Below are 23,225 nucleotides of genomic sequence, written 5' to 3'. Positions count from 1 at the left end.
AGGTGGTGGTCGTGGATGCGGTGGTGGTGGTGTTGACAGGTGGGGATGAGTTTGTCGAGGTTGGTGGTGCCGTTGGTGGGTGGTCCGAACGGGTCGACGTGGTGGATTTCGCAGCGGTCGAACGGGGTGGTGCAGTCGTTGAACGCACAGGTCGGGTACATCGTGCGGAGTGCTTGGCGTTGGTCGTTGGTGGCGAGCCGTCGGGTTCGGCCGAGGTCGAGGATGACGCCGTGGCTGTTGAAGACGGCGGGGATGATGCCGGCGTTGCAGGCGAGCCGGCGGATCGTTTCGACGGGCAGGGGTGTGCCGTCGGAGGTTTCGCAGCAACGTCCCGGGTTCGCTGCCGTCGTAGCCGTCGTCGCGGCGGCCGCGGTTGGCGCCGCTGTCGTGGTGGCCGCTGTCGTGGTGGCCGCTGTGTTGGCTCCGGTGGCCGTGGTGGGCGTGGTGTCTGGGGTCGTCTCGGTGGCCGGCTTTGCGGGGTCGTGGGTGATGAGAGTGTGGAGGTCGATGAGGACGACGAGGTCGGTGGCGTGTTGGTCGTTGGTGCGGGTGCCGGTGATGAGGTTGGCGATGGCGTCGGCGACGACTTGGGGGTGGGTGCGGGTGTCGGTGGGGTCGTCGCGCTTGGCTCGGTAGAGCCGGTCGATCTCTTGGTCGATGGCGGCGCGGACGCGGGCGCCGGTTTCGGGATCGAAGCGGGCGTACAGGTTGGTCATGCCGGTGGCGTGATCGATCCAGGTGTTGGCGGTGCGGTTGGCGCGTTGTTGTTGGAAGCGTTCGAGGTCGCGGGCCCGGTCGAAGTCGTCGACGAGGCCGCGGACGTGGACCCGGAAGCTGTGCAGATCGTTGGTCAACGCGTGGGTGGTGAGGTCGTTGCGGTACTGCTGGTAGAACGCGGTTCGTTCGTCGGGTGAGAGGCGGTTGGTGGCGTTGCTGACGGTGTCGGCGTAGGCGCCGGAGAGGTCACCGCGGCGGGTGGCGTCGCCGAGTGGGGGTAGCTGGTCGAACAGGTCGGAGCGTGCTGAATCGCGTTCGGGTTGGCGGTGGGGGCGTTGTCCTCGGGGGTCGAGGGAGCGGCTGGGTGGGGGTGGGATGGTGCCGGCGGGTGGGCGGAGGTCGCGTTCTTTGCGGGCGAGGTCGGCGCGGATGCCGTCGATCATGTTGGCCGCTCGTGTCACTTCGATGCTGGCGTGTTTGAGGGTGTCGGTGGTGAACGTTTCGACGGCGAGGTCGGCGAACGCGGTGCCGAGGGCGTCGACGGCAGCGTGGAGCTGCTCGAGGTCGGGGCGGTTGCCGGGGGCCATGACGAAACGCTAGTCGAGATCCGCAGACAATGCAACAGATGTTCTGACACAAAAGAGATTCTCGACGATCTGACCGCAGAAACCGGCACGATCAACCACCAAATGACGGACACCTCAAATCTTGAAATGCCGCTCTCTGCATCGTCTGAGGAGTCCTCCGACGCCACTACAGATTTCCCGGGCAAGCTCGCAGCGAGAAGTGGGTACGGAGCTGACATGCGCTCGATCGAGGACCTCAAGCACGATCTGCCGTCCATCCACGACCTGCCGTCGCTGCCCGACCTGCCGACGCTGCAGGACGTCGCCCACGACGTGGCCGACTTCGTGAGCCGGCACGACCCACGGTCTCGACGGCGCAGGCGCCGCGTGGACTTGAAGCTGGCGCTGCTGATCGCGATTGGAGGGCTCGCGGTGGGCCTTGTCGCGTTGGTGTTGTGGCGAACTCGACACCACGAGGAAGCAACCGAAACGCCCGAGGTCGACACCACTGACCACGTGACTCGCCGACAGACGGCCTGATCATCCGCCCGCTGCAGGCACACACAAGGAGAAGACGATGACGAACATCTGGAACTACCGAGCCGACGTCATGTCCGACGTCGCACTGATCGGCTTCGACGTCGAAGCCACCGACGGCCACATCGGCAAGGTCGACGACCTGACCGCCGAATCTGACGCCGCCAGCCTGGTGGTGGACACCGGGTTCTGGATCTTCGGCAAGAAGCGGGTCATCCCGGTCGGGGTGATCGAGCGGATCGACGCCGAGAACGAGACGGTGTACATCTCGATGACGAAGGACCAGGTGAAGGACGCCCCCGATTGGCGCGACCTGTGGTGGACGGAAGAGCCGACCAGGCAGTCCTTCAACGACTACTACGGGCCCTTCGGCTGGTGACGATGCGGCGCCCCGGTCGCTGACGCGTGGCCTCCTATGCCGTCAACGAGCGCGGTGTCCGCCGCGCCCGTGAACTGATCGAGGCCCGGCAGTATGTCCTCGACAGCGACTGGGGCGCCGTTCAGCCGAACGCCGAGGCGCAGAACGCGTACCTCGAGCGTCATTCGTGGGACGACTACGCGGCGTGGCACCTCGGTCTCACCGAGGGTGCTGCCGATGAGACGAAAGGGCGCTATGCCTTCGTGTTCGGAGACTTCCGGCGCGTCCATCGCAGCGGGTTGATCGCCTGCGTCTACCGAGCCTCCGAGTGGCGTCACAAAGCGATCGAGCTGGCCGCGCACGATCTCCTCCAGAGACTCGATCGCGCAGCGGGTATCGGAGCGGCCTGAGTCGGCGGCGCTCAGGTCGGCTCGGTGTGCCGAAGGATCGCCGGGACGACGGTGTTCCAGACGCGCCGGGGCAGGTCGTGGCCGACCCCGGGCAGGCTGAGCAACCGGGCATGGGGGATCTCTCGGACGAGCGCCTCGGCGTTGCCGATGGGGAAGAACGGGTCGTCGCTGCCGTGAACGACGAGCGTCGGCGCCGTGATCGTGCCGAGTCGCTCGCGCCACCTCGGCCCGGAGTCGAGATGGGCGAACATGATCGCCATCTGGTTCGCCCGGTGGCTGGCGCCCTCGTCGACGTCGGGACCTCGCGTGGCCACCGTGCGATCGGCGATCCGTCGCGCACGATCACGGACCTCGACCTCGTCGAAGCCGCCGTCGCCGGCGAGGCACCGGGCCCAATCGACCACGGCATCCATCACGGCCTCGAGGTCGGTCCAGTCGGGGTCGGTGGCGGCCGACAGGTGCGTCATCACCGCCGGCGCATGTTCAGGGAGATCAGGATCGTTGGGCCCGGGTGCCGTCGGCCGGGTGCTGATCAACGTCAGCGAATCGACATGCTCGGCGTGGTCGAGGGCGAGCAACTGGCCGATCCATCCTCCGGTGGCGAATCCCACCACGTGTGCCCGGTGGACGCCCATCGCGTCGAGCAGCCCGGCGGCATCGGCGACGAGGTCGCGTAGCGAGTACTGCGGTGCTTCCGGGTCGACCGTCGTTGATCGGCCCGTGTCGCGCAGGTCGTAGCGGATCACGAAGCGATGCCCCGCGGCGAGGTGCTCGCAGAACTCGTCGTCCCACGTGAGCATCGACGCACCGATCAGGAGCAGGGCGGGGTCGTCGGATTCGCCGACCGTCTGCACGCACAGGTCGACATCGTCGACGGTCACGATGAGCTCGGGGGCCCAGTCCGGGCGGTTCGTGGCGGTCATGCTCGCTCCTTGTCGTCAGGAACGTGCAGACCCCTCGACCGACCGAAAGTGATCGGCGGGGTGAGTGCTGCAGCCGCGAGCACACGTCGCGTGAGTTGGGCAGCAGGCCCTGTTCGGCAGGCAACGGCGCAGCGTGCCGATGAGATCAGCGCCGCGCGCTACTCCGAACCGGCCATACCGCCCCGGCCGCCCGCGCCGCCGCTGCCGATGAGAATGCCGCCGCTGCCTCCGTCGCCGCCGGTACCTCCGCTGCCTCCGTTGCCGCCGCTGCCTCCGTCGCCGCCCGTACCTCCGCTGCCTCCGTCGCCGCCGGTCCCACCGACGCCGCCGGTACCGCCGGTCCCGCCGCTGCCGATGAGAATGCCGCCGCTGCCTCCGTTGCCTCCGTTGCCGCCGGTACCTCCGCTGCCTCCGTCGCCGCCGGTCCCACCGACGCCGCCGGTCCCGCCGGTCCCGCCGCTGCCGATGAGAATGCCGCCGCTGCCTCCGTTGCCGCCGGTGCCGCCGCTGCCTCCGTCGCCGCCGGTCCCACCGACGCCGCCGGTACCGCCGACGCCGCCGGTACCGCCGGTCCCGCCGCTGCCGATGGGAATGCCGCCGCTGCCTCCGTCGCCTCCGACACCTCCGTTGCCACCGTTGCCACCGTTGCCACCGTTGCCACCGTCGACTGGGATGAGGCCGCCGCTGCCGCCGGGTGCACCGGTACCTCCGGTGCCGCCCTCACCCCCGACGACACCACCACTACCCGTCGATCCTCCGCTGTCCCCGGACTGCGCCTCGGTGGTCGGCGCCGCGGGTGATCCCGCCGCCGGCACGGAGGTGGCGGACGTGTCGGACGGCGCCTGGTCCGGGACGGTCGTCGAGACGGACTCCGATCCGTCCGCCGGAACGCTGGACGCTCCGTCGATTGGGAGCACGTCCGTGGTTGCCACGGTGATGGCCGGTGACGGCGTGGTGGTCGGGCAGCTCGTTGCCGCACCGGCCGGCGAGTGCCACGAGATCGCCGCGACGCCGACCCCTGTGCAGACGACGAGAACGGCGGGCAATGCCCGGTGCCGGCCGAGCCAGGCGGCGAGCACACCGGTGACGATCAAGAGCAGCGCCACCACGGCGAGCCCGGTCGATGACGCTCCGGTGGCGGCCAGTGGACAGTTCTGCATGACAACACTCCTCACCCTGGGTGCTGACGATTTCCACCCGCCGCCAGTATTCACCATGCGGGCTGCAACATGGCTGCAAATGGGCCGCGTGACCGCCACGAATTCACACTCGTGTGACTTGTGCTCGTCAACTTGGACCACCGGCCGAGCTGTATCAACACTGCGGGGAAGGGAGCGTGCCTGCCTCGACACGCCGGCGTCGAGGGAGCCGCAGGAAAGAGGAACGATGACGACCAACTTGCTCGAAGGATTGCGGATCGTCGAGGGATCGGCGTTCGTCGCCGCTCCGCTCGGCGGGATGACGCTGGCCCAACTCGGCGCCGACGTGATTCGGTTCGACGCGATCGGCGGCGGGATCGACTTCCAGCGCTGGCCGGTCACGCCCGACGGGACGAGCCTGTTCTGGGCCGGTATGAACAAGGGCAAGCGGTCGATCGCCGCCAACGTCCGCGACCCTCGTGCCCAGGAGCTGCTCACCGCGCTGATCTGCCAGGAGGGCGACCACCGGGGGATCTTCCTGTCCAACTTCCCGGCGTCCGGCTGGTTGGCGGACGATCGCCTGCGGGCGCGTCGTGACGATCTGATCTACGTCAACATCATCGGCAATCCCGACGGTTCCACGGCCGTGGACTACACGGTGAACCCCTCGTCGGGGTTCGCTTACGCCACCGGGCCGGCGGGCTCGGTGATGCCGACGAATCACGTGCTGCCGGCGTGGGACATCGCCACCGGCCTCACGGCGGCGACCAGCCTGCTCGGCGCCGAGCGCTACCGGACGCGGCGCGGGGAGGGCACCTTGATCACCATCTCGTTGGCCGACGTGGCGTTCGCCATGGTCGCCAACCTCGGCTACATCGCCCAGGCGCAGGTGCTCGGCGAGGCCCGCCCGCCGATCGGCAACGACATGTACGGGGCGTTCGGCCGTGATTTCGAGACGGCCGACGGTCGCCGCGTGATGGTCGTGGCGATCAGCCGCAAGCAGTGGCAGTCGCTGGCCAGGGCCACCGAGATCGAGCCGCACCTGCCGGCCATGGAGCTCGCCCTCGGCCTCGACTTCGCCAAGGAGGGAGATCGCTTCCGTGGCCGCGACGCCCTCGCAGCGCTGATCCGCCCCTGGATCGAGGCCCGGCCGCTCGCTCAGATCGCCGAGACGTTCAACGCCCTGGGTGTGTGTTGGGGTCCCTACCAGACGTTCGCCCAGCTCGTCGACGAGGACGAGCGCTGCGCTCCTGCCAACCCGATGTTCGCCGACGTCGAACAGCCCGGGGTCGGGACCGTCCGCATGCCGGGTTCACCGGTGACGTCGAGTTCGATCCCGCGCGGGGCGCCGACGCCGGCGCCCGTCCTCGGCGAGCACACCGAGCAGATCCTCGCCGACGATCTCGGCCTCGGGACCAAGGAGATCGCAGAGCTGTTCGACGGCGGTGTCGTCACTGGCCCGACTCGCGCCGGGTGACCCGCCCGTCGCGATGAGCGATGAGGCCACGTGGCGGCCTCATCGCTCATCGCGGTCACCTCGTCGCGGTCACCTCGTCGCGGTCAGCTCGCCGCGGGAGCCCACACGATCGGCGTCCAGCGCAACACGGTCGTGTTGTCGTCGTCCGGCGTCGTGCCCGTCACCTCGAAGCGCAGCAACTCTCCGCCACCGGCCGCGGCCCGCTCCATCAGCGTGTGCGTGAACTCGAGCAGGTCGCCCTCGTGGGCCGGCCCGAGGTGGTCGCAACCGTCCCAGGCCACGATCATGGCGAGTCCGGGCAGCATCCGCGTGAGCGAGGCCTGGGCCAGACCCTGGACGTGGCCGCCGTAGACGAGGCGGCGGCCGTCGGCGGTGACCGTGTGGTCGCGGTGCACGGCGGCCTGGTTGAACGTCATCCGGGCGAGCGGAGCCGCCAGGTCGACGTGGTCGCGGAGCGGATCGACGAGCGACTCACCGATCTCCCACGGCCCGGCCGGTAGCCCGGACAGGTCCCACGACGGCAGCGTGTCGGCGAGGGCATCGAGCGGTGTCTGCTCGCTCGGCCCGGGGATGTCGTCGTCGTGGCCCGGGCTCGGTGCCTGGCCGCGCACCAGGGCGCACCGCTCGTATTCGACGATGGGACCGTTGTCGCCCACGGTCTGGATACCCAGCCACACCTTGCCGCGATACTGCCCGCCCTTGGCCGCCGAGTCCTTGAGGCCGAGCACCGTGGTGGTCGTGCGGAGGGTCTCGCCCAGCTCGACCGGCCGCAGGATCCGCACCGACCGGTAGTAGAGGTTGGCGATTGCCTGCCGGGTCGCCATCGTCGTCTGGCCGATCGAGTACTGCATCACCAGACCCGGGTTGGCGAGGCACCCGCTGCTGCCGGACGCTGCACCGTAGGCCGAGGCGTCGGCCGTCAACAGGTGCTGGTCGCCGGTGACCGCTCGGTACACGACGTTGTCGGCCTCCGAGAGGGTGACGGGAGGCAGCGGCGGCAGCGTGGCGCCGACGACGAAGTCTTCGTAGAACGGACCGGGCCGTGAGGTGTCGAACACACCATCAAGCCTGGCAAATGGGCGGTCACGCACCCAAGCGCGGCCGGACCGGGGGAGAGCGCCAGGCACTCTCCCCCGGTCGTCCTGGCAGGGCGCTGTCAGGGACTGGTGCCGGACGGGATCGAGGATGCCTGCTCGTGCCCGTCGCCGTTCGGCTGGATGGCCGAGGCGAGGTCGTCCACCTTGGACGCGGCGAGTTCGGCGGCGGTGTCGGCGACATGGCGCACCGAACCGCCGAGTCGCTGGGAGGGGCCCGATCCGGCGAGGCGGCGCATCGGCTCGGCGAGCTTGCGGCGCTGCTCGGGGGTCATGCTCGAGCCGAGCATGCAGCCGCACGCGACGCCGGCGGCGAAGATGGCTGTCTTGATCATGCCGGCTACGTACCCACCGATCGCTCACCGGAAACCCGTTCATCGGTAGGCGGCGTCTCACGCTCTCCGGGCCGGTTCAGGGGCTCACCACGTTGGCTCCGGCGGCGCGTGGGTACGGACGGACGGTTCACCCCGACCGGCCACCGAAGGGATCGACCCGATGCCACGCTCCGAGGTTCAATCGAGATTCACGCCGACGACGGCGATCGTGACCGCCGCCGATTCAGGAATCGGGCGCGCGTGCGCCGTCGAGCTGGCGGAGCGCGGCTGCGACGTCGGGATCACCTGGCACAGCGACGAGGCCGGGGCCACCGAGACCGCCGACGAGGTGCGGACGCTCGGACGCCGCGCGGTGGTGGCTCGCCTCGACACCGGCGACCTGGAGCACTGTGGATCGGTGATCGACACCCTCGCCGACGAGCTCGGCGGCGTCGACGTCTTCGTCAACAATGCCGGAACCGGCAGTTCCACCCCGTTTCTCGACGAGACGCTCGACGGCTGGCGCCACGTCGTCGCCGTCGACCTCGACGGTGCGTTCGTGTGCATCCAGCGGGCCGCCCGTCGCATGGTCGCCACAGGCCGCGGCGGCCGGATCATCGCCATCACCAGCGTGCACGAGCACCAGCCGCGCGTCGGGTCGGCGGCGTACGATGCGGCCAAGCACGGTCTCGGCGGGCTGGTGAAGACGGTGGCGCTCGAGCTCGGCGCCCATGGCATCACGGCCAACTCGGTGGCTCCCGGCGAGATCGCCACGCCGATGACCGGTCAGGAGGACCAGGAGCCGTCGGGAACGGTGCGACCCGGCGTCCCGCTGCGGCGTCCCGGAGACGCCCGCGAGGTGGCCGCCGTGGTCGGATTCCTCGCGTCGGGTGAGGCGAGCTACGTCACCGGCGCGTCCTGGGCGGTCGATGGGGGCATCCTGCAGATGGGCCCGCAGGCGGGGTCCCATCTTCGTTCCGACGCCTGGCGCACGGTCTGACCACTGCGTTGCGGACAGCTCACGGAGCGTCGACCGTGACCAATTCGCTCGGCATGCTCGTCGACGCCGCCGGAGGCCGGGTCTGTTCGGCCCGGCGCAGGAGCAGCGCCGACACCAATGCGCTGGCCAGGCTGAGCACGGCCGAGGCGATCGACGCCCGCCGGTAGCCGGCGGTGATGGCGTCCAGTTGGTCGCCGCCGCGGTCGAGCACGGACTGGACGCGACCGGCGGCGAACGTCGCGACGGCGGCCACGCCGATGGCCCCGCCGACTTCGCGAGACGTCTCGACCAAGCCGCCGGCCAGACCACCGATCGACGTGTCGATGCCGCTGAACGCGGCGATCTGCAGCGAGACCAACGAGATCCCCATCCCGACGCCCATGCCCAGGTACGACGGGAACAGGTCGCTCCAGTAGCTCGCGTCAGACGGTGTCCAGCCCAGGCGCAGCATGGCCACGCCCATCACGATCTGTCCGAGCACAAGCGTCCGCGCCGGCGCGATCCGGCCGACGAGACGTGGTGCGACCACTCCGGCAGCGAGCACCGAACTCACCGTGGCCGCCAGCCAGGCGCCGCCCGTCCGGATGGCCGAGAACCCGAGACCTTGCTGCATGAACAGCGTGCCGTTGAAGATGACCGCGAAGAAGGATCCCGACAGCAGGAGTGAGACGGCGACCGCCGCCGTCAGGCGACGATGACGGAACACGTCGAGGGGCACCAGCGGCGAGTCGACCCGCGACTCGACCAGCACGAAGATCCCCAGCAGCGCAGCACCGCCGATGAGGAACCCGACGACGACCGGCGACGACCAGCCGTACTCCACGCTCTTGTTGATCCCGAAGACGATCGCCATCAGGCCGCCCGTGACCGAGGCGGCCCCGGCGACGTCCAGCGCCCCGTCCGTGTCGGGCGGAGTCCGGGGGATCACCGTCCCCGCCAGCAGGGCGAAGACCAGGCCGATGGGAACGTTGATCAGGAACACCCACTGCCAGCCGGGACCGCTGGTGAGCACGCCGCCGGCGATGACGCCGATCGATCCCGCGCTCCCACCCACGGCGCCGAAGATCCCGAGGGCCTTGTTGCGGGCCGGACCCTCGGGAAACGTCGCACTGACGATCGCCAACGCCGCCGGAAGCGCCAGCGCGCCCCCCACTCCCTGCACGGCGCGGGCGGCGATCAGCACACCCAGCGAGCCGGCGAGCCCGCCGGCAAGTGAGGCGAGGGCGAACACGACGAGCCCTGTCGCCAGCACGAGCCGCCGGCCGAACAGGTCGGCGAGCCGGCCGCCGAGGAGGAGGCATCCGCCGAGCGTGAGGCCGTAGGTGATGACGACCCACTGCAGCGAGGACTCGCTGGCTCCGAGGTCGGCCTGGATCGACGGCAAGGCGACGTTGACGATCGCCAGATCGAGGATGACGACGAACTGGGCCGCGCACGCGAGGGCGAGGACGGCGCCCGGCCCGGCGGATCGGCGAAGGGCGGTCGGGGTGGTGGGCATCGGAGGCTCCGTTCGTCGTGGCCCGGACGGTATGGCCGGGGTGATGGGTGTTCGCTCTCTCGACCCCGCCGGCGACGGAAATGGACCGGATCGGAGAAGCCGGCGCCGGATTCACCGGAGGACCGATCGGTTTGGCGGTCTCACGGGGTCGTGGGTGGCATGAACGATCCGACCGCCCTCCCGAACACCTGCCCGCTCGGTGACGAGCCGCTGGTCGCCGCCGCCGATCACCTCCGCTCGCTCCACGTCGCTGGTGATCCCCTCGTGCTCGTCAACGTCTGGGACGTGGCCAGTGCCGTCGAGGTGCATGCCGCCGGTGCCGCAGCGATCGGCACGTCGAGTGCGGCGATCGCCGCTGTCTTCGGCGAGCCGGACACCAATTCGATGCCGATCTGCCTGGCGTTCGGGGCGATCAAGCGCATCGCCGGATCGGTCCCCGTGCCGGTGACGGCCGATGTCGAAGGCGGCTACGGCCTCGACGGGAGCGAGCTCGTCGGGGCCCTCCTCGCGGCGGGCGCGGTCGGCTGCAACCTCGAAGACAGTGACCACGACCGTCCGGGGACGCTGCTCGATGTCGACGTGGCGGCGGGCCGGCTGGCGGCCGTGCGACGCGCCGCCGACGAGTACGGGGTGCCGATCGTGATCAACGCGCGCATCGACGCCTACCTGCATGCAGGTGCCGCGCGCGACGCGGCGACCGCCGAGATCATCCGCCGCGGCCATGCCTATCTGGAGGCCGGCGCCGACTGCCTGTACCCGATCGGCCTGACCGACCCTGTGAGGGCGGGTCAGCTCGTCGAGGCACTCGGAGCGCCCATCAACGGCAACGTCGCCGGCACCGGCACGATCGCCGACATGACCGCGGCCGGGGTCAGCCGGGTGTCGTTCGGACCACGGTTCCAGCGTCAGGCGCTCGCCGACCTCCGCGAACGAGCCGGGCGGATCCTCAGCCGGCCAGGCGTGCCGCGATGACCGGATCGCGGAACACGTGGATCGCCGAGATGGCCCCGTCGATCGCCTCGAGCACGTGCACGGCGAACGGCTCGGGGATGGCTCCAGGCGATGGTGGCAGGAACTGCACGAAGCCCATTGTTCCGCTCACTGCGATCGTCCGGAACTGCGAGCCGCCGTGACACTCCTCGGCGAGTCGCGTCCACAGCGTTCCGATCGCGGCGGCGCCGGCGACCCAGAACTCCAGCGGTGGCATCGTCAAGACCGCGTCGTCGCGCAGCAGGCGGACGAGCGCGTCCATGTCGTAGCGACCGAACGCGTCGACGTAGCGATCGAGCAGTTCCTGGTCCACCGGTCCGCCGGCCGCCGGAGGATGGGACGACAGGGTCGCCCTGGCCCGCTGCAGGGCGCTCTTCACGCTCACCTGGGTCATCCCCGTGAGCTCGGCCACCTCGCCGGTCCTCCATCGCAGTACGTCCCGCAGGATCAACACGGCTCGCTGACGAGGTGGCAGGTGTTGGAGAGCGGCGACGAATGCCAGCCGGACGGACTCCCGGCGTGCCGCCGCGTCGGCGGGGTCCGCACCGTGGTCCTCGCCGGTGTCGGCGAACGGGTCGACCCACACCTCGGACGAGAGCTCGGGCCCGAGCACCGCCGACGGCGCCGACGGAGACGCCAGGTCCATCGGCAGGGCACGGCGACGCCGCCCCCGCAGCAGGTTGAGACACACGTTCGTGGCGATGCGGTACAGCCAGGCCTCCACCGGCGCCCGGCCCTCGAACGCGTCCAGGCCACGCCACGCCCGCACCATCGTCTCCTGGACGGCGTCGTCGGCGTCGGCCGACGAGCCGAGCATCCGGTAGCAGTAGCGCAGGAGAGCGGAACGGTGACGCTCGAACACCGCCTCGAAGGCATCGGAGGTGCGCAGCGGGGGATGGGACACAGAGGTCATGTCTTGTCGACCCCGCGACCGGCCGAAACGAATCGGTCGGTCGCTGACGGTCGGTGGAGCGGGCGACGCTCGACGCGCCGTGGGCGTCTCTAATGTCGTCGCATGGCGCTCAAGATGGACAACATGGGGATCGTCGTCGAGGACCTCGGTACGGTGATCGACTTCTTCCGTGAGCTCGGCCTCGAGCTCGAGGGGCAGGGCGTCATCGAGGGCGAGTGGGCGGGGGCCGTCACCGGCCTCGGAGATCAGCGCGTCGAGGTGGCGATGATGCGCACTCCGGACGGGCAGGGCAGGCTCGAGCTCTCGCGCTTCCTCGAACCGCAGGTGGTCGCCGATCACCGGACGGCGCCGGTGAACGCCCTCGGCTACCTCCGCGTGATGTTCTCGGTGGACGACCTCGACGACACCCTCGAGCGCCTGGCCCGCCACGGTGCGCAGCTCGTCAGCAGCGAGATCGTGAACTACGAGGGCGTGTATCGCCTCTGTTACGTCCGCGGCCCCGAAGGCATCCTCCTCGGCCTCGCCCAACCGCTCGGCGGTTCGTGAGCGGGCCGTCGCCTGGCTCGCCGAGTGCTCGCGTCGCTCGTCACCGACCGGCTTCAGCGGTCGCCGCAGCCTCGAGCGCCGACACCAGTGCGGAGACCGCCGGCGGGTCGGGCCCGTCGCCGTACGTCGCGACGTAGACGCGCCGTGGCAGATCGGGCAGCTTGCGGGCAACGACGCCGTCGGCGTGATGGGCGCGCAGGGCGAGGCCGGGGAGCGTCGCCACGCACAGCCCCGAGGCCACGAGTGTCTGGATGAGCACCATGTCGTCGGATTCGTAGCCGATACGCGGCTCGAAGCCGGCCTCGCCACAGAGGGCGATGAGGTGGCTGCGGCAACGCTCGCACCCGGCGATCCAGGTGGCCTCCTTCAGGCTCCCCAGTCCGCGTGTCGGTCGGCTGGACAGGAGGTACATCGGATCGTCGAGCAGGGGTCGAAGGCGGACGCCGCTCGGGACCTCGCCGGCCTCGTCGTGGTGAAAGACGATCGCCACCTCGACGCGTCCTGTGCGAAGTAGTTCCAGAGCCTCGGGCGGGTGGGTGTCGATCGAGCCGACCTGCAGGCCGGGGTGCAGGCGGGCCAAGGTCGCGGCCGCTCGCGGCACCAGTGAGGCGATGGCCGACCCGAACCCGGCGACGCGGACCCGCCCTGCGGTGAGACCGACATGCGCAGCCAGCTCGGCGTCGGCCGCGTCGAGGCGTCCGATGATCTCGGCGGCCCGGTCGGCGAGGAGTCGGCCTGCCTGCGTCAACCGGATGCCGCGGCCTGCCTTCTGCACGAGCCGGGCCCCGGTCTCGGCCTCGAGCCGCGACAGGTGATGGCTCACCGACGGCTGGGAGTACGCCAGTTCACGAGCGGCCGCCGTGACCGATCCGAGGCGGGCGACGGCCTCGAGGACCCGCAGTCGGGTCACGTCGAGCATTCATCAACCATATCTATGGTTCGGTTCGACATTCGACATTGGACGCATGGATCGAGGAGCAGCAAGCTGCTGGTCATGCCCGCAACATCCCGCTCCAACGCTCACGTCCCATCCGAGCCCGAGGGGGACAGCTGACATGGCCGTCGCCGACGATCTCGACCGGGCGTCCGACTCGCAGTGGGACTGGGTCGCCGAGCAGACCCGCGCCTACCTCGCCTCGGGTGGCACAGACGGACATGAGAACGACGGGGTGCGGAAGCTCGTGCTCGTCACCACGGGGCGCAGCAGCGGCCGGCCGCGGCGTACCTGCCTGATCTACGGCACCTCGGGCAACGACTTCGTGGTCGTGGCGTCCAAGGGTGGCTCCGACGACGATCCCGATTGGTTCAAGAACCTCGCAGCCGATCCTCGCGTCGGCGTGCAGGTCGGCAGCCGGCGTGTCACCTGCAGGGCCCGCCGCGCGACCCCGTCGGAGCGTCCGACGCTGTGGGCCCAGATGGTGGACAACTTCCCGTTGTACGCGGACTACGCCCTTCAGACCGACCGGGAGATTCCCGTCGTCGTGCTCTCGCCGGAGGGGTGAGCGTCGGATCGCTCGGCCGACCGGGCGGTTCAGTTCGCGGACTAGTGGCGGTGTCGCCGGGCCCTCAAGATCGGCGCTCGTGACAACGACGAACATCGCACCCCACGCCCCGCTGACGATCGACGAGCTCGGCGCCGCGGCCGATGCCCGCTGGCACGAGCTCGACCGCGCCCGGCGGATACCCCAAGATTTGCACGACGCCGCAGCGTCCGCCGGGTTGTTCCGCCAACTGGTGGCCCCCGCCCTCGGCGGTACCGGCCGACCACCCGTCGAGTGGTTCCGAACCGGGATGGCCCTCGCCCGGCACGAGGCATCGCTGGCGTGGGTCGTGACGCAGGGTGCCGCCGAGCTCGGCTGGATCTCCGCCGGTGCCGACCCGGAGTGGGCTGCCGAGGTGTTGGCCGACCCCCTCGGCACGTCGGCATCGACGGTCGCCGGTCTCGGCCGGCTCGCCGTGGACGGCGATCACGCTCGCTTCAGCGGGCGCTGGGCCTTCAACACGGGCAGCCCGAACGCGACGTGGATCGGGGGCATCGCCCTCGTCGACGGCGAGCGACGCGAGGGCGGTTCCCCGGTCGTCCGCTGGGGCTGGGTCCCCGCTGACCGGGCGACGATCGCCGAGGACTGGGACCCGATCGGCATGCGCGGGACGGGCAGCCACAGCACCGTCGTGGACGATCAGGAGATCCCGATGGCCTGGACGTTCAACCCGTACGCGCCGACCGACAACGATCGTGGTGCCCATCGCTGCCTCGTCGGTAACGGCAACTGGCCGATCGCCACGTCGATCGCCGCCGTCCAGATCGGCAACGCCCGCCGGGCGCTCGACGAGGCACGCACGGTCGTCGCCACCAAGGCGCCGCCGCCCGACTTCGTGCGGCTCGCCGACTCCGGCGCCGTACAGCGGCAACTGGTGGAGGCCGAGGGCCTCTGGCAGGCCGCCGTTGCCGTCGTCGAACGAGAGCTGGACTCGATGTGGGCCGAGGCGACGCTTCTCGAGGAGCTGTCGCCCGAGACCCGCGTCGCCCTGCATCGGGCCAACGTCACCGCCGACCGGTTGGCGACCCGCGCCGTCGAGCTGGCGTGCGAGCTGAGCGGGACCGCGTGGATCAGCCCCGGCGCCGTCCTCGGCCGCTGCCGGCGAGACGCCCTGGCCCTGCACGGCCACGTGTCGGTGAACGGGATGAGCACCGAGCACAACGCCAAGGCCGACCTCGGCACCGTGGTGCCGAGCATCCTGGTGTAGCCGCGTCATGGACCACGACGCCCGCCAACGCCAGCGACCCACCCGGGCCTGGGGAAGTCACGGGGCCCGGGCGCGCCTCGCCGCCCGACGGCAGTTCCTCTCCTGGACGGAATGGAGACCCGGCTCGTCAGGCCCACCGCAACGGAGTGGTGGGACGCCGCCGTCACCCACCGCGTGCGGCCGCGCGGCATCGAGGTCGATGCACGGCGGGCGGGTGTCAGGAGGTGCCGGAGCTGGCCTGGCCCTGGACGGGGCGGGGCGGCGCGGGCGCCGCGAGCGGTAGATCGAACGTCGCCCTCGCTCCACCATCGCGTCCGTTGCGGAGGCGCAAGCTGCCGCCATGGGCGGCGACGATGCCGTCGCAGACGATCAGGCCGAGACCGATTCCCGAGGCGGCACCGGATCCGTAGAGCCGTGGACCCTGCTGCAGCAACTCGGTGTCGAACCCGGGTCCCCGGTCGGTGACGGTCACCTCGACCCGGTCCCCGGCGAGTCGTGCACGCACGGTGACCGGGACGCCGGCGGGCGAGTGGCGCGTGGCGTTGTCCAGCAGGTTGTACAGCACCTGGTCGATCTGCACGGGATCGACCAGGACGTCGGGGACATCGGGGACATCGAGGTCGACGGGATGGACGTGCGCTCGCTGGAACCGGGCGGCGGTGGTGCGGACCAGCGCCGGCAGGTACTCGGGCGACCGGGACGGGAGCAGGGCACCGGCCTGGATTCGCCCGGCGCTGAGCAGATTGGCGACGATCCGGTCGAGGCGGGTGGCCTCGTCGGCGACGTCGCGCAGCGACACCAGCGTCTGTTCGTCGAGGTCACCGGTGCTCAGGAGTTCCGTCGTGACGGTCTGGATGGTGTGCAGCGGGGACCGCAGATCGTGGGACACGGTGCGCAGGAGCGAGGCGCGGCGTTCGTCGAGCACCGCCGGGTCAGCGCCCGCCGGGCGCCGTCCCGACAGCAGCCCGACGAGGAGCCCGACGGCGAGGAACGTCAGCAGCGTGGCGACGTCGCGCGTCGGGCCGATCCGCACGTGTCCGATCGGCGGGAGGAACCAGAGGGCATAGCCGACTGCCGCATAGATCGCCACGATGGTCGCCACGCCGTACCCGCCCCGGGCGCTGGAGACGGCGATCGGGACGAGCAGCACGAGGGCGGCGACCGTGACGTCGGCATCGATGGCGAGGAAGCACACGAGGATGACGGTCGTGCCCAGGAGTCCGATCGCCAGGGCATCGAGAGTCGCCGAGCGGTTGCCGGCCGGCCGGCCGGTGACCATCTCAGGCCTCGGGCGGGACGAGTCGGTATCCGTAGCCGGCCTCCGTCACGATCGTCGGACGCCGAGGCCCGACGCCCAGCTGGCGCCGCAAGCGGCTGACGGCGATCCGCAGGGAGTTGAGCTCGGTCGCGGACGGATCGTCACCGCGCGAACGGCCGACCAGCGACCCGTGCGTGACCAGGGCTCCGCAGTGGCGCATCAGCCGCTCGAGCAGGTCGAACTCGCTGGGCCGCAGCTCGACCTCGCGACCGTCCGCGACGACCCGGTGTGCCGCGGGGTCGAGGGTGAGATCACCGACGCTGACGACGTCGTCGCGGCCACCCGGCGTGATCGCCGTCGGGCGGAGGGCCACCCGAACCCGGGCCAGCAACACCGACGACGCGAACGGCTTGGTGATGTAGTCACTGGCCCCGGCGTCGAGCGCGGCGACGATGGTCCGGTCGTCGTGATCGGCGCTGACGACGATGACCGGAGCTGCCGGCCACACGACGAGCCGCCGGCAGAGCTCGACGCCGTCCATGTCGGGGAGGCCGAGGTCTAGGACGACGAGGTCCGGAGTGGTGTGCTCCAGGAGGTCCCGGGCGTCCGATGCCGAGACCGCCGCCTCGACCCGGTAGCCGTCCCCGCAGAGGGCGCCGGCCAACGTCCGGAGGTGATGGGGCTCGTCCTCGATGCACACGACGAGGCGTGCCCGGTCATCGCCGGCATCCGCGTCACGGCGGTGCGTGAGGGGGAGCGGCGACACCGGAAAAGTATAGGAGCGGGCATCGGCGCGGTCCGGTCCGGCGTCATCCCTCTCGTGGGTCGGGCTCCGCCCCGTCGTGGTCGTCGGCGAGCAGCGCGGCGAGGTCGTCGACGCCGTCGAGGCGCATGTCGACGTGCTCGTCGTGATAGGCGGCGCGGCCGATGAGGTGAGCCGCCGTGGGCGCGGTGACGAAGATGGCCACTGCAGCCAGGACGATCTTGGCCGTGCCGTGGTCGATCGCCATCGCGCCGGCAGCACAGATCAGCCCGATGCCGACGGTGCTCGCCTTCGTCGCCGCGTGCATGCGGGTGTAGAGGTCGGGGAAGCGGACGACGCCGATCCCGGCGACGAAGATGAACGCCGCGCCGACCACGGCGATCACGCCGACGATGGTGTCGTTCACGCTGGTGACCACCTGTGGCTCATCCGTCTCATCCGCCCCGTCGTTCGATGAAACGGGCCCCGGCGCTCGTTCCGACGAAGCCCACGACGGCCACGACGACGGCGGCGTCGAGGTACCACGGCGCATCGATCCGGATCGAGTTGACGATGATCGCCGCGACGATGGTGACGATCAGGCCGTCGACGGCGATCACGCGGTCGGCGAGCGACGGCCCCCGTACGACGCGGGTGAGGAAGCAGGCGCCGGCGGCGACCAGCAGCACCAGGGCGGCGACGGTCATCGTTCCCTCCAGACGGACGAGTCGTCGACGGCGAGACCGGCGATGGCATCGGTGTCCCCGAAGGCGTGCACGGCGAGGACCTCGAAGCGGCGCAGGTCCTGCCGGACCTGCTCGAGGTCGCGGACGTCGAAGGCGTGGACGTAGAGCGTGAGTGGGTCCTGGCGGACTTCCAGCGTCAGGGTGCCGGGCGTGAGGGAGATCGCGTTGGCGATCACCGTGACGACGGAGTCCGAGCAACCGGTGAGCGGAAGGGCGATGATGCCGGTGTGGACGCGGTAGTGGGGCGACAACGTCGCGCGGGCGACGGCGATGCTGGATTTCACGAGGGCGCCCAGGAAGTAGCACGCGAGGCGGACCAGCGGCAGGGGCCGGATCACGAACCGGCCCCGGCGCCACGTGTCGAAGGCTCCGACGATCGCCGCCGCCACGAGAAGGCCCGTCACGACGTTGGCGACGGAGACGTCCGACCACAGCGCCAGCCACACGGCAGTCAGGCACACGATGCGGGTCAGGCGGATCATGACCCGAGCACCGCCCGGATGTAGCCGGCCGGATCGACCAGGTCGACGGCGGCGCGCTCGGCGAGCCGGTACAGCGGTCCGGCGGCGACGGTGATGACGAGGCTGAGGACGACGAGGATCGTGGTCGATCCGGCCATCAGCAGCGTCCGGCCTCCTCCGACCCGAGCAGGTGTCTCCTCCGGTTCCGGGGCGGATCCCCAGAAGGCGTTGGCCCAGATCTTGGTCATCGAGAACAGGGTGAGGAGGCTCACGGCCAAGCTGACAGCGACGATCACGTACTGCCCGGCGTCGAGTCCTGCCTCGACGAGGGCCAACTTGGCCACGAACCCGGAGAAGGGAGGAATTCCGGCGAGGCTCAGCGCCGGGAGCAGGAAGAGCACGGCGAGCACCGGCTCGAGGCGGGCCAGGCCGGTGAGCTTGGCCAGTTGGCTGGTGTGGGCACGGTGCTCCACCAGCCCGGCGACGAGGAACAGCGTGGTCTTCACGACGATGTGGTGGACGATGTACAGCGTGGCGGCGGCGAGGCCCGCCAGATCGAAGAGCCCGAGGCCCATGATCATGTAGCCGATCTGGCTGACGATGTGGAACGACAAGATGCGCTTGATGTCGTCCTGCGTGATCGCCCCGAGGACCCCGACGGTCATCGTCAATCCGGCGACGACCAGCAGCAGCGTGCCCGGCCTGGTGTCGGACGGGAAGAGCAGGGTCTGGGTCCGCATCAACGCATAGACCCCGACCTTCGTGAGCAACCCGGCGAACACGGCGGTGACCGGTGTCGGCGCGGTCGGGTAGCTGTCGGGAAGCCAGAAGAACAGCGGGAAGATCGCCGCCTTGATGCCGAACACGACGATCAGCAGCACGGCGAGGGCGCTGCGAACGCCGTCGGGCAACTCGGCGATCTTGCCGCTGAGGTCGGCCATGTTGACCGTCCCGGTCGCCGCGTAGACGAAGGCCAGGCTGACGAGAAAGAGGGTCGAGGCGATGAGGCTGATCACGACGTAGGTCATGCCCGATCGGACCTGGTCGGCCCGGCCGCCGAGGGTGATCAGCACATAGCTGGCCATGAGCATCACTTCGAACGCCACGAAGAGGTTGAACAGGTCGCCCGTGAGGAACGCCGCGGACACACCGGCCGCGAGGATGAGGTACAACGGATGGAACGCGACGTGGTGGTCCTCGGCTCCTGGTTGGCCGATCGCGTAGACCAGCACGGCGAGCAGCATCGCCGCGGCGATGAGGAGCATGATCGCGGCGAGACGGTCGGCGACGAACGTGATCCCCACCGGAGCTGCCCAGCGTCCGGCGTCGACCGCGGTGATGCCATCCGTGTCCACCCTGGCGAGCAGGACGATCGACATCGCCGTCACCGCCGAGAGGGTCAGCACGCCGATGAGTCGCTGGACGTTGCGCCACCGGCCGAGACCGATCGACGCCGCGGCGGCGAGGAGGGGCAGCAGAATCGGGCCCGTCACGAGGAAGCTCACGGCTCGCCCCGTTCGCTGTTGGCAGTCGTCTCGAGCCGGGCGATCCGTCGGTCCTCGACGTCGTCTTCCACCTCGTCGTCGGCGGTGAGTCGCCAGCTCCGGTAGGCCAGCGCGAGGAGGAACGCGATCACCCCGAACGTGATCACGATCGCCGTGAGCACGAATGCCTGCGGGAGCGGGTCGGCGAAGCCGCTGGCGTCGCCGCCGGCGAAGGCCGGGTCTCCACCGTCGCCGCCCGAGAGCACGAGGAGGATGTTGACCCCGTGGCCGAGCAGGCCGATGCCGATGACGACACGGCTGAGCTGGCGCCCGAGCAGCAGGTAGGTCCCGCACGCACAGAGCCAGCCGGCGACGACGATGAGCAGAACGGTCACTGCGCCACCTCGTCGGGGCCCTCGCCCCGGGGCTCGTCGGCGTCGTCGCCGAGCCCCTCGAAGATCATGAGGATCAGGCCGACGACGATCAGGTACACGCCGGTGTCGAACAACGTGGCGGTCGCGAAGTGCACCTCACCGAGCACCCAGAGGTGCCACTCGTAAGCCGAGTGGTCGAGCGGTGGTCCTCCCGACAGCACCGACCAGAGAGCGGTACCGGCGGCGAGGCCCAGCCCGACGGCCGGAAACGTCCAGGGTCGGATCCGCAACGACGACAGGACGTCGTCGATTCCGCCGGCGATGTAGCGCAGGGCGATCGCCGCGGCAGCGACGAGGCCGCCCACGAAACCACCGCCGGGCTGGTTGTGGCCGACGAACAGCAGGTACACCGACAACACCATGGCGACGTCGAACACCAGGCGTACCACGGTGTCGAAGATGAGCGATCGGCGCATCACGACTCCCGCACCGTCGGGCGGCGCCGCCCGATGAAGGTTCGCCGCCGACCGCCGGGGCGGCCCGTCGTCCACCGTCGGGGGCGTCGGCCGAGGCGGGCGATCGACACGATGCCGAGGCCCGCGGCGACGAGCACGGTGATCTCGCCCATCGTGTCCATGCCACGGATGTCGACGAGGATCACATTGACGATGTTTCGGCCGTAACCCTCGGGGAGTGCCTGCTCGGACATCTCGAGCGACACCGGGCGGGCGGTCCGTGAGCCGGCCGCGGCGATCGCCATCAGGCTGACGAAGACGCCGACCGCACCGGCGACCGTCAGACGGAGGGCCCGGCTCAGGAGCGGAGCGGGACGGTCGAAGCGGTCGGGAAGCTGACGCAGGACGAGGAGGAAGACGACCGTCGACAGCGTCTCGATCGAGAACTGGGTGAGGGCCAGGTCGGGCGCGCCCTGGGCGACGAAGAGGATGGCCATCCCGTAGCCGACGACACCGAGGAGCAGGGCAGCGGCGAAGCGCCGCCGGGCGAGTGTGGCGGCGAGCCCGGCCCCGCCGAGCAGGGCGGCGATCGGTAGGTGTCCGGCCCTACCGACGGCGTCGGGCCAGCCCGGCCACCAGTTCCCGGTGGTCAGGGCCACGAGCGGGGCGACGGCGGCGGTCGTCATGATCACCGTGGCGTAGATCCGCAGCGAGCCGGACTGGACGACGCGAGTGACCCACGCGGCGAAACGCAGGACCGCCCGGACGATCGAGTCGTAGACCGCCGCCCCGGTGGTGACCGGCGCGATGGCGGCCTGCAGCTTGTCGAAGGGGCGACGAGCGAGGAAGATGCCGAGCCCGGCGGCGATCGTGCACAGCGACAGGACGAGCGGCGTGTTGAAACCGTGCCAAAGGGTGAGGTGGGCATGCGCGTCGTCGTCGAGGGCCTGGGCGGCGTCATCGATCAAGCCCGACCAGATCGTCGGCGCCACTCCGAACGCGGCCGTGGCGACGGCCAGGAGCGCCGCCGGGGCGACGAACGGCCACGCCGGCGGGCGGACCGTGGCATCGATCCGGTCCGAGTCGGCCCCGCCCGCCGTCGGTCGCAGCAGGCCGACGAGCAGACGCGTGCTGTAGGCGACCGTGAACACGGAGCCGGCCACGATGCCGACCAATACCAACCGATCACCGGACGACCCGTCGACGAGGGCAGCGTAGGCCTGCTCCTTGGCGACGAACCCCGCCAGCGGGGGTATGGCCGCCATCGAGGCTGCGCTGGCGACGGCCACGGTCTTGGTCGCCGTCCATCCGGCGCCGAGCGTCGGGAGCTCCCGGAGGTCACGGGTGTGGGTCTGGTGATCGACGATGCCCACGACCATGAAAAGTGCCGCCTTGAACAGGGCGTGGGCGAGGAGCAGTGCGCATCCGGCCGCCGTCGCCTCCGGACGACCGATGCCGAAGAGCACCATCAGGAACCCGAGCTGACTGATCGTGCCAAAGGCGAGCAGTCGCTTCAGGTCGAACGGGCGCATGGCCCGGAGGCCGCCGGCGATCATCGTCGTCAGGCCGACGGTCACGACGAGTGGCCGCCAGATGCCGGTGTCGGCGAACGCCGGGGCGAGCCGGGCCACGAGATACACGCCGGCCTTCACCATCGCCGCGGAGTGCAGGTAGGCGCTGATCGGCGTCGGCGCGGCCATGGCATCCGGCAGCCAGCTGTGGAACGGATACTGCGCCGACTTGGTGAACGCACCGACCAGCACGAGCACCACGGCGACCGCCGTCATCGTCCCCGACGGGGGGTCGGCGACCAACGCGGAGATCGACCAGGTACCTGCCTGCTGGGCGAGCATGACGAGGCCGGCGAGCATCACGAGACCGCCGAGACCCGTGACGAGCAACGCGTGCAGGGCGCTGGCCCGGACCTGCGGATTATCGTCGTCGACGCCGATCAGCAGGTACGACGTCACCGACGTGAGCTCCCAGCAGACGTACAGGAAGAGCACGTTGTCGGCGACGACGACGCCGAGCATCGCTCCCGCGAACAGCGTGAGCAGCCCGGCGACGCGAGGCAGCTTGGGTGAGCGGCCGAAGTACTGCCAGGCGTAGGCGTAGACGAGGGCGCCGATCCCGCAGACGAGCACGATCATCAGCACGCTGAAGGCGTCGACGCGGATGTCGAGGGCGAGCCCGAGCTGCGGGACCCATTCGAGCCGGTCGGAGACCGCACCGTCGAGCAACGTCGAGGTGCGTGCGCCCACCCAGACCCACACGGCGAGCAGCGGCAACACCCCGATGGCGAGTGCCCAGCGCCCGAGGCGCGCCCCGAAGGACAGGACGCCGAGGCCGGCGAGGGCATGGAAGGCGAGCAGGACGAACAGCATCGCCACGGTCATCGGATGTGGATGGTCGGCACGGTGGTCCTCGGGGGTCGGGGCGTGATCACGCCGACCAGACTTCCCGGCACACCAGGTG

The 23,225-nt window shown here is 70.3% G+C and carries 26 protein-coding genes; 9 read left to right on the top strand and 17 right to left on the bottom strand.

Annotated elements, in window-relative coordinates; all coding sequences use genetic code 11:
- Positions 1–1,304: HNH endonuclease signature motif containing protein (locus DN771_RS07960; protein ID WP_162941689.1), on the bottom strand; the 1,304-nt coding region annotated here is incomplete at its 3' end.
- Here DN771_RS07960 and DN771_RS29380 point away from each other — a divergent pair.
- The 3 genes from DN771_RS29380 to DN771_RS07945 are packed head-to-tail and all read left to right on the top strand — an operon-like array spanning position 1,266 to position 2,588.
- A complete protein-coding gene (locus tag DN771_RS29380) occupies positions 1,266–1,823 on the top strand; it encodes a hypothetical protein (RefSeq protein WP_162941688.1) in 558 nt (185 codons plus the stop codon). The two genes, DN771_RS07960 and DN771_RS29380, sit on opposite strands and share 39 nt — an antisense overlap.
- A gap of 37 nt (positions 1,824–1,860) precedes the next feature.
- Positions 1,861–2,199, top strand: coding sequence for a PRC-barrel domain-containing protein (locus tag DN771_RS07950; protein ID WP_116996806.1), 339 nt, complete (start codon positions 1,861–1,863; stop codon positions 2,197–2,199).
- A 26-nt stretch (positions 2,200–2,225) separates the two neighbouring features.
- Positions 2,226–2,588, top strand: a complete 363-nt coding sequence (locus tag DN771_RS07945; protein ID WP_116996805.1) for a hypothetical protein — start codon at positions 2,226–2,228, stop codon at positions 2,586–2,588.
- 11 nt (positions 2,589–2,599) lie between these two features.
- Here the strand turns inward: DN771_RS07945 and DN771_RS07940 are convergent, their stop codons facing one another.
- Together DN771_RS07940 and DN771_RS30015 are read right to left on the bottom strand one after the other, a co-directional pair.
- Complete coding sequence (locus DN771_RS07940; RefSeq protein ID WP_116996804.1) at positions 2,600–3,511, bottom strand: alpha/beta fold hydrolase; 912 nt, start codon at positions 3,509–3,511, stop codon at positions 2,600–2,602.
- Between the two features lie 158 nt (positions 3,512–3,669).
- A complete protein-coding gene (locus DN771_RS30015; protein ID WP_193615356.1) occupies positions 3,670–4,671 on the bottom strand; it encodes a hypothetical protein in 1,002 nt (333 codons plus the stop codon).
- 226 nt (positions 4,672–4,897) lie between these two features.
- Here DN771_RS30015 and DN771_RS07930 point away from each other — a divergent pair, with 226 nt between their 5' ends.
- On the top strand, positions 4,898–6,127 hold the full coding sequence (locus DN771_RS07930; protein WP_116996803.1) for a CoA transferase: 1,230 nt from the start codon (positions 4,898–4,900) through the stop codon (positions 6,125–6,127).
- A gap of 83 nt (positions 6,128–6,210) precedes the next feature.
- Here DN771_RS07930 and DN771_RS07925 read toward each other — a convergent pair whose 3' ends face one another.
- Both DN771_RS07925 and DN771_RS29375 read right to left on the bottom strand, forming a co-directional pair.
- Positions 6,211–7,185 carry a hotdog family protein gene (locus tag DN771_RS07925; protein ID WP_162941687.1) on the bottom strand — a complete coding sequence of 325 codons (975 nt, stop codon included), beginning with the start codon at positions 7,183–7,185 and terminating at the stop codon, positions 6,211–6,213.
- 98 nt (positions 7,186–7,283) lie between these two features.
- Positions 7,284–7,556, bottom strand: a complete 273-nt coding sequence (locus DN771_RS29375; protein ID WP_162941686.1) for a hypothetical protein — start codon at positions 7,554–7,556, stop codon at positions 7,284–7,286.
- Between the two features lie 160 nt (positions 7,557–7,716).
- Between DN771_RS29375 and DN771_RS07920 the strand changes: the two genes are divergently transcribed.
- On the top strand, positions 7,717–8,535 hold the full coding sequence (locus DN771_RS07920; protein ID WP_116996801.1) for an SDR family oxidoreductase: 819 nt from the start codon (positions 7,717–7,719) through the stop codon (positions 8,533–8,535).
- Between the two features lie 19 nt (positions 8,536–8,554).
- Here DN771_RS07920 and DN771_RS07915 read toward each other — a convergent pair whose 3' ends face one another.
- Complete coding sequence (locus DN771_RS07915; protein ID WP_116996800.1) at positions 8,555–10,033, bottom strand: MFS transporter; 1,479 nt, start codon at positions 10,031–10,033, stop codon at positions 8,555–8,557.
- A 159-nt stretch (positions 10,034–10,192) separates the two neighbouring features.
- Here DN771_RS07915 and DN771_RS07910 point away from each other — a divergent pair, with 159 nt between their 5' ends.
- Entirely contained in the window at positions 10,193–11,005 is an 813-nt protein-coding gene (locus tag DN771_RS07910) for an isocitrate lyase/PEP mutase family protein (protein ID WP_116996799.1), read from the top strand.
- Here the strand turns inward: DN771_RS07910 and DN771_RS07905 are convergent.
- Positions 10,980–11,936, bottom strand: a complete 957-nt coding sequence (locus tag DN771_RS07905) for an RNA polymerase subunit sigma-70 (RefSeq protein WP_116996798.1) — start codon at positions 11,934–11,936, stop codon at positions 10,980–10,982. The genes DN771_RS07910 and DN771_RS07905 overlap by 26 nt on opposite strands.
- A gap of 102 nt (positions 11,937–12,038) precedes the next feature.
- Here DN771_RS07905 and DN771_RS07900 point away from each other — a divergent pair, with 102 nt between their 5' ends.
- The gene (locus tag DN771_RS07900) at positions 12,039–12,482 is read left to right on the top strand and encodes a VOC family protein (protein WP_116996797.1); all 444 of its coding nucleotides are present in this window, start codon (positions 12,039–12,041) and stop codon (positions 12,480–12,482) included.
- A 40-nt stretch (positions 12,483–12,522) separates the two neighbouring features.
- Here DN771_RS07900 and DN771_RS07895 read toward each other — a convergent pair whose 3' ends face one another.
- Positions 12,523–13,401 carry a LysR family transcriptional regulator gene (locus DN771_RS07895; protein ID WP_116996796.1) on the bottom strand — a complete coding sequence of 293 codons (879 nt, stop codon included), beginning with the start codon at positions 13,399–13,401 and terminating at the stop codon, positions 12,523–12,525.
- Between the two features lie 136 nt (positions 13,402–13,537).
- On the opposite strand from DN771_RS07895, the gene DN771_RS07890 reads away from it, so the two are divergent.
- Positions 13,538–13,984: a nitroreductase family deazaflavin-dependent oxidoreductase gene (locus DN771_RS07890; protein WP_116996795.1), complete on the top strand. Its 447-nt coding sequence runs from the start codon at positions 13,538–13,540 to the stop codon at positions 13,982–13,984.
- 79 nt (positions 13,985–14,063) lie between these two features.
- A complete protein-coding gene (locus DN771_RS07885; protein ID WP_116996794.1) occupies positions 14,064–15,230 on the top strand; it encodes an acyl-CoA dehydrogenase family protein in 1,167 nt (388 codons plus the stop codon).
- Between the two features lie 217 nt (positions 15,231–15,447).
- On the opposite strand, the gene DN771_RS07880 is transcribed toward DN771_RS07885, so the two are convergent.
- Genes DN771_RS07880 through mbhE form a run of 9 tightly spaced genes read right to left on the bottom strand, consistent with a single transcriptional unit; the run spans position 15,448 to position 23,146 of the window.
- On the bottom strand, positions 15,448–16,509 hold the full coding sequence (locus tag DN771_RS07880; RefSeq protein WP_116996793.1) for a sensor histidine kinase: 1,062 nt from the start codon (positions 16,507–16,509) through the stop codon (positions 15,448–15,450).
- 1 nt (position 16,510) lies between these two features.
- Entirely contained in the window at positions 16,511–17,254 is a 744-nt protein-coding gene (locus tag DN771_RS07875; RefSeq protein ID WP_116996792.1) for a response regulator transcription factor, read from the bottom strand.
- A gap of 43 nt (positions 17,255–17,297) precedes the next feature.
- Positions 17,298–17,657: a monovalent cation/H(+) antiporter subunit G gene (gene mnhG / locus DN771_RS07870; RefSeq protein ID WP_205528479.1), complete on the bottom strand. Its 360-nt coding sequence runs from the start codon at positions 17,655–17,657 to the stop codon at positions 17,298–17,300.
- 28 nt (positions 17,658–17,685) lie between these two features.
- Positions 17,686–17,937, bottom strand: coding sequence for a monovalent cation/H+ antiporter complex subunit F (locus DN771_RS07865; RefSeq protein ID WP_116996790.1), 252 nt, complete (start codon positions 17,935–17,937; stop codon positions 17,686–17,688).
- Positions 17,934–18,458, bottom strand: coding sequence for a Na+/H+ antiporter subunit E (locus DN771_RS07860; RefSeq protein ID WP_116996789.1), 525 nt, complete (start codon positions 18,456–18,458; stop codon positions 17,934–17,936). The genes DN771_RS07865 and DN771_RS07860 overlap by 4 nt, the downstream gene beginning before the upstream one ends.
- Complete coding sequence (locus DN771_RS07855; protein WP_116996788.1) at positions 18,455–19,942, bottom strand: Na+/H+ antiporter subunit D; 1,488 nt, start codon at positions 19,940–19,942, stop codon at positions 18,455–18,457. The genes DN771_RS07860 and DN771_RS07855 overlap by 4 nt, the downstream gene beginning before the upstream one ends.
- Positions 19,939–20,316, bottom strand: a complete 378-nt coding sequence (locus tag DN771_RS07850; RefSeq protein WP_116996787.1) for a sodium:proton antiporter — start codon at positions 20,314–20,316, stop codon at positions 19,939–19,941. Before DN771_RS07850 ends, DN771_RS07855 begins: the two co-directional genes overlap by 4 nt.
- Positions 20,313–20,771 carry an MnhB domain-containing protein gene (locus tag DN771_RS07845; RefSeq protein WP_162941685.1) on the bottom strand — a complete coding sequence of 153 codons (459 nt, stop codon included), beginning with the start codon at positions 20,769–20,771 and terminating at the stop codon, positions 20,313–20,315. The genes DN771_RS07850 and DN771_RS07845 overlap by 4 nt, the downstream gene beginning before the upstream one ends.
- Positions 20,771–23,146 (bottom strand): hydrogen gas-evolving membrane-bound hydrogenase subunit E, encoded by a 2,376-nt coding sequence (gene mbhE, locus DN771_RS07840; protein WP_116996785.1) that lies wholly within the window; start codon positions 23,144–23,146, stop codon positions 20,771–20,773. Before mbhE ends, DN771_RS07845 begins: the two co-directional genes overlap by 1 nt.
- Positions 23,147–23,225 lie beyond the last annotated feature (79 nt).

It is taken from the genome of Desertimonas flava, from assembly GCF_003426815.1.
Classification (GTDB): Bacteria; Actinomycetota; Acidimicrobiia; order Acidimicrobiales; family Ilumatobacteraceae; genus Desertimonas; species Desertimonas flava.
Note: the sequence above shows the minus strand (reverse complement) of the source record. Positions and strands in the feature narration are given on the sequence as shown.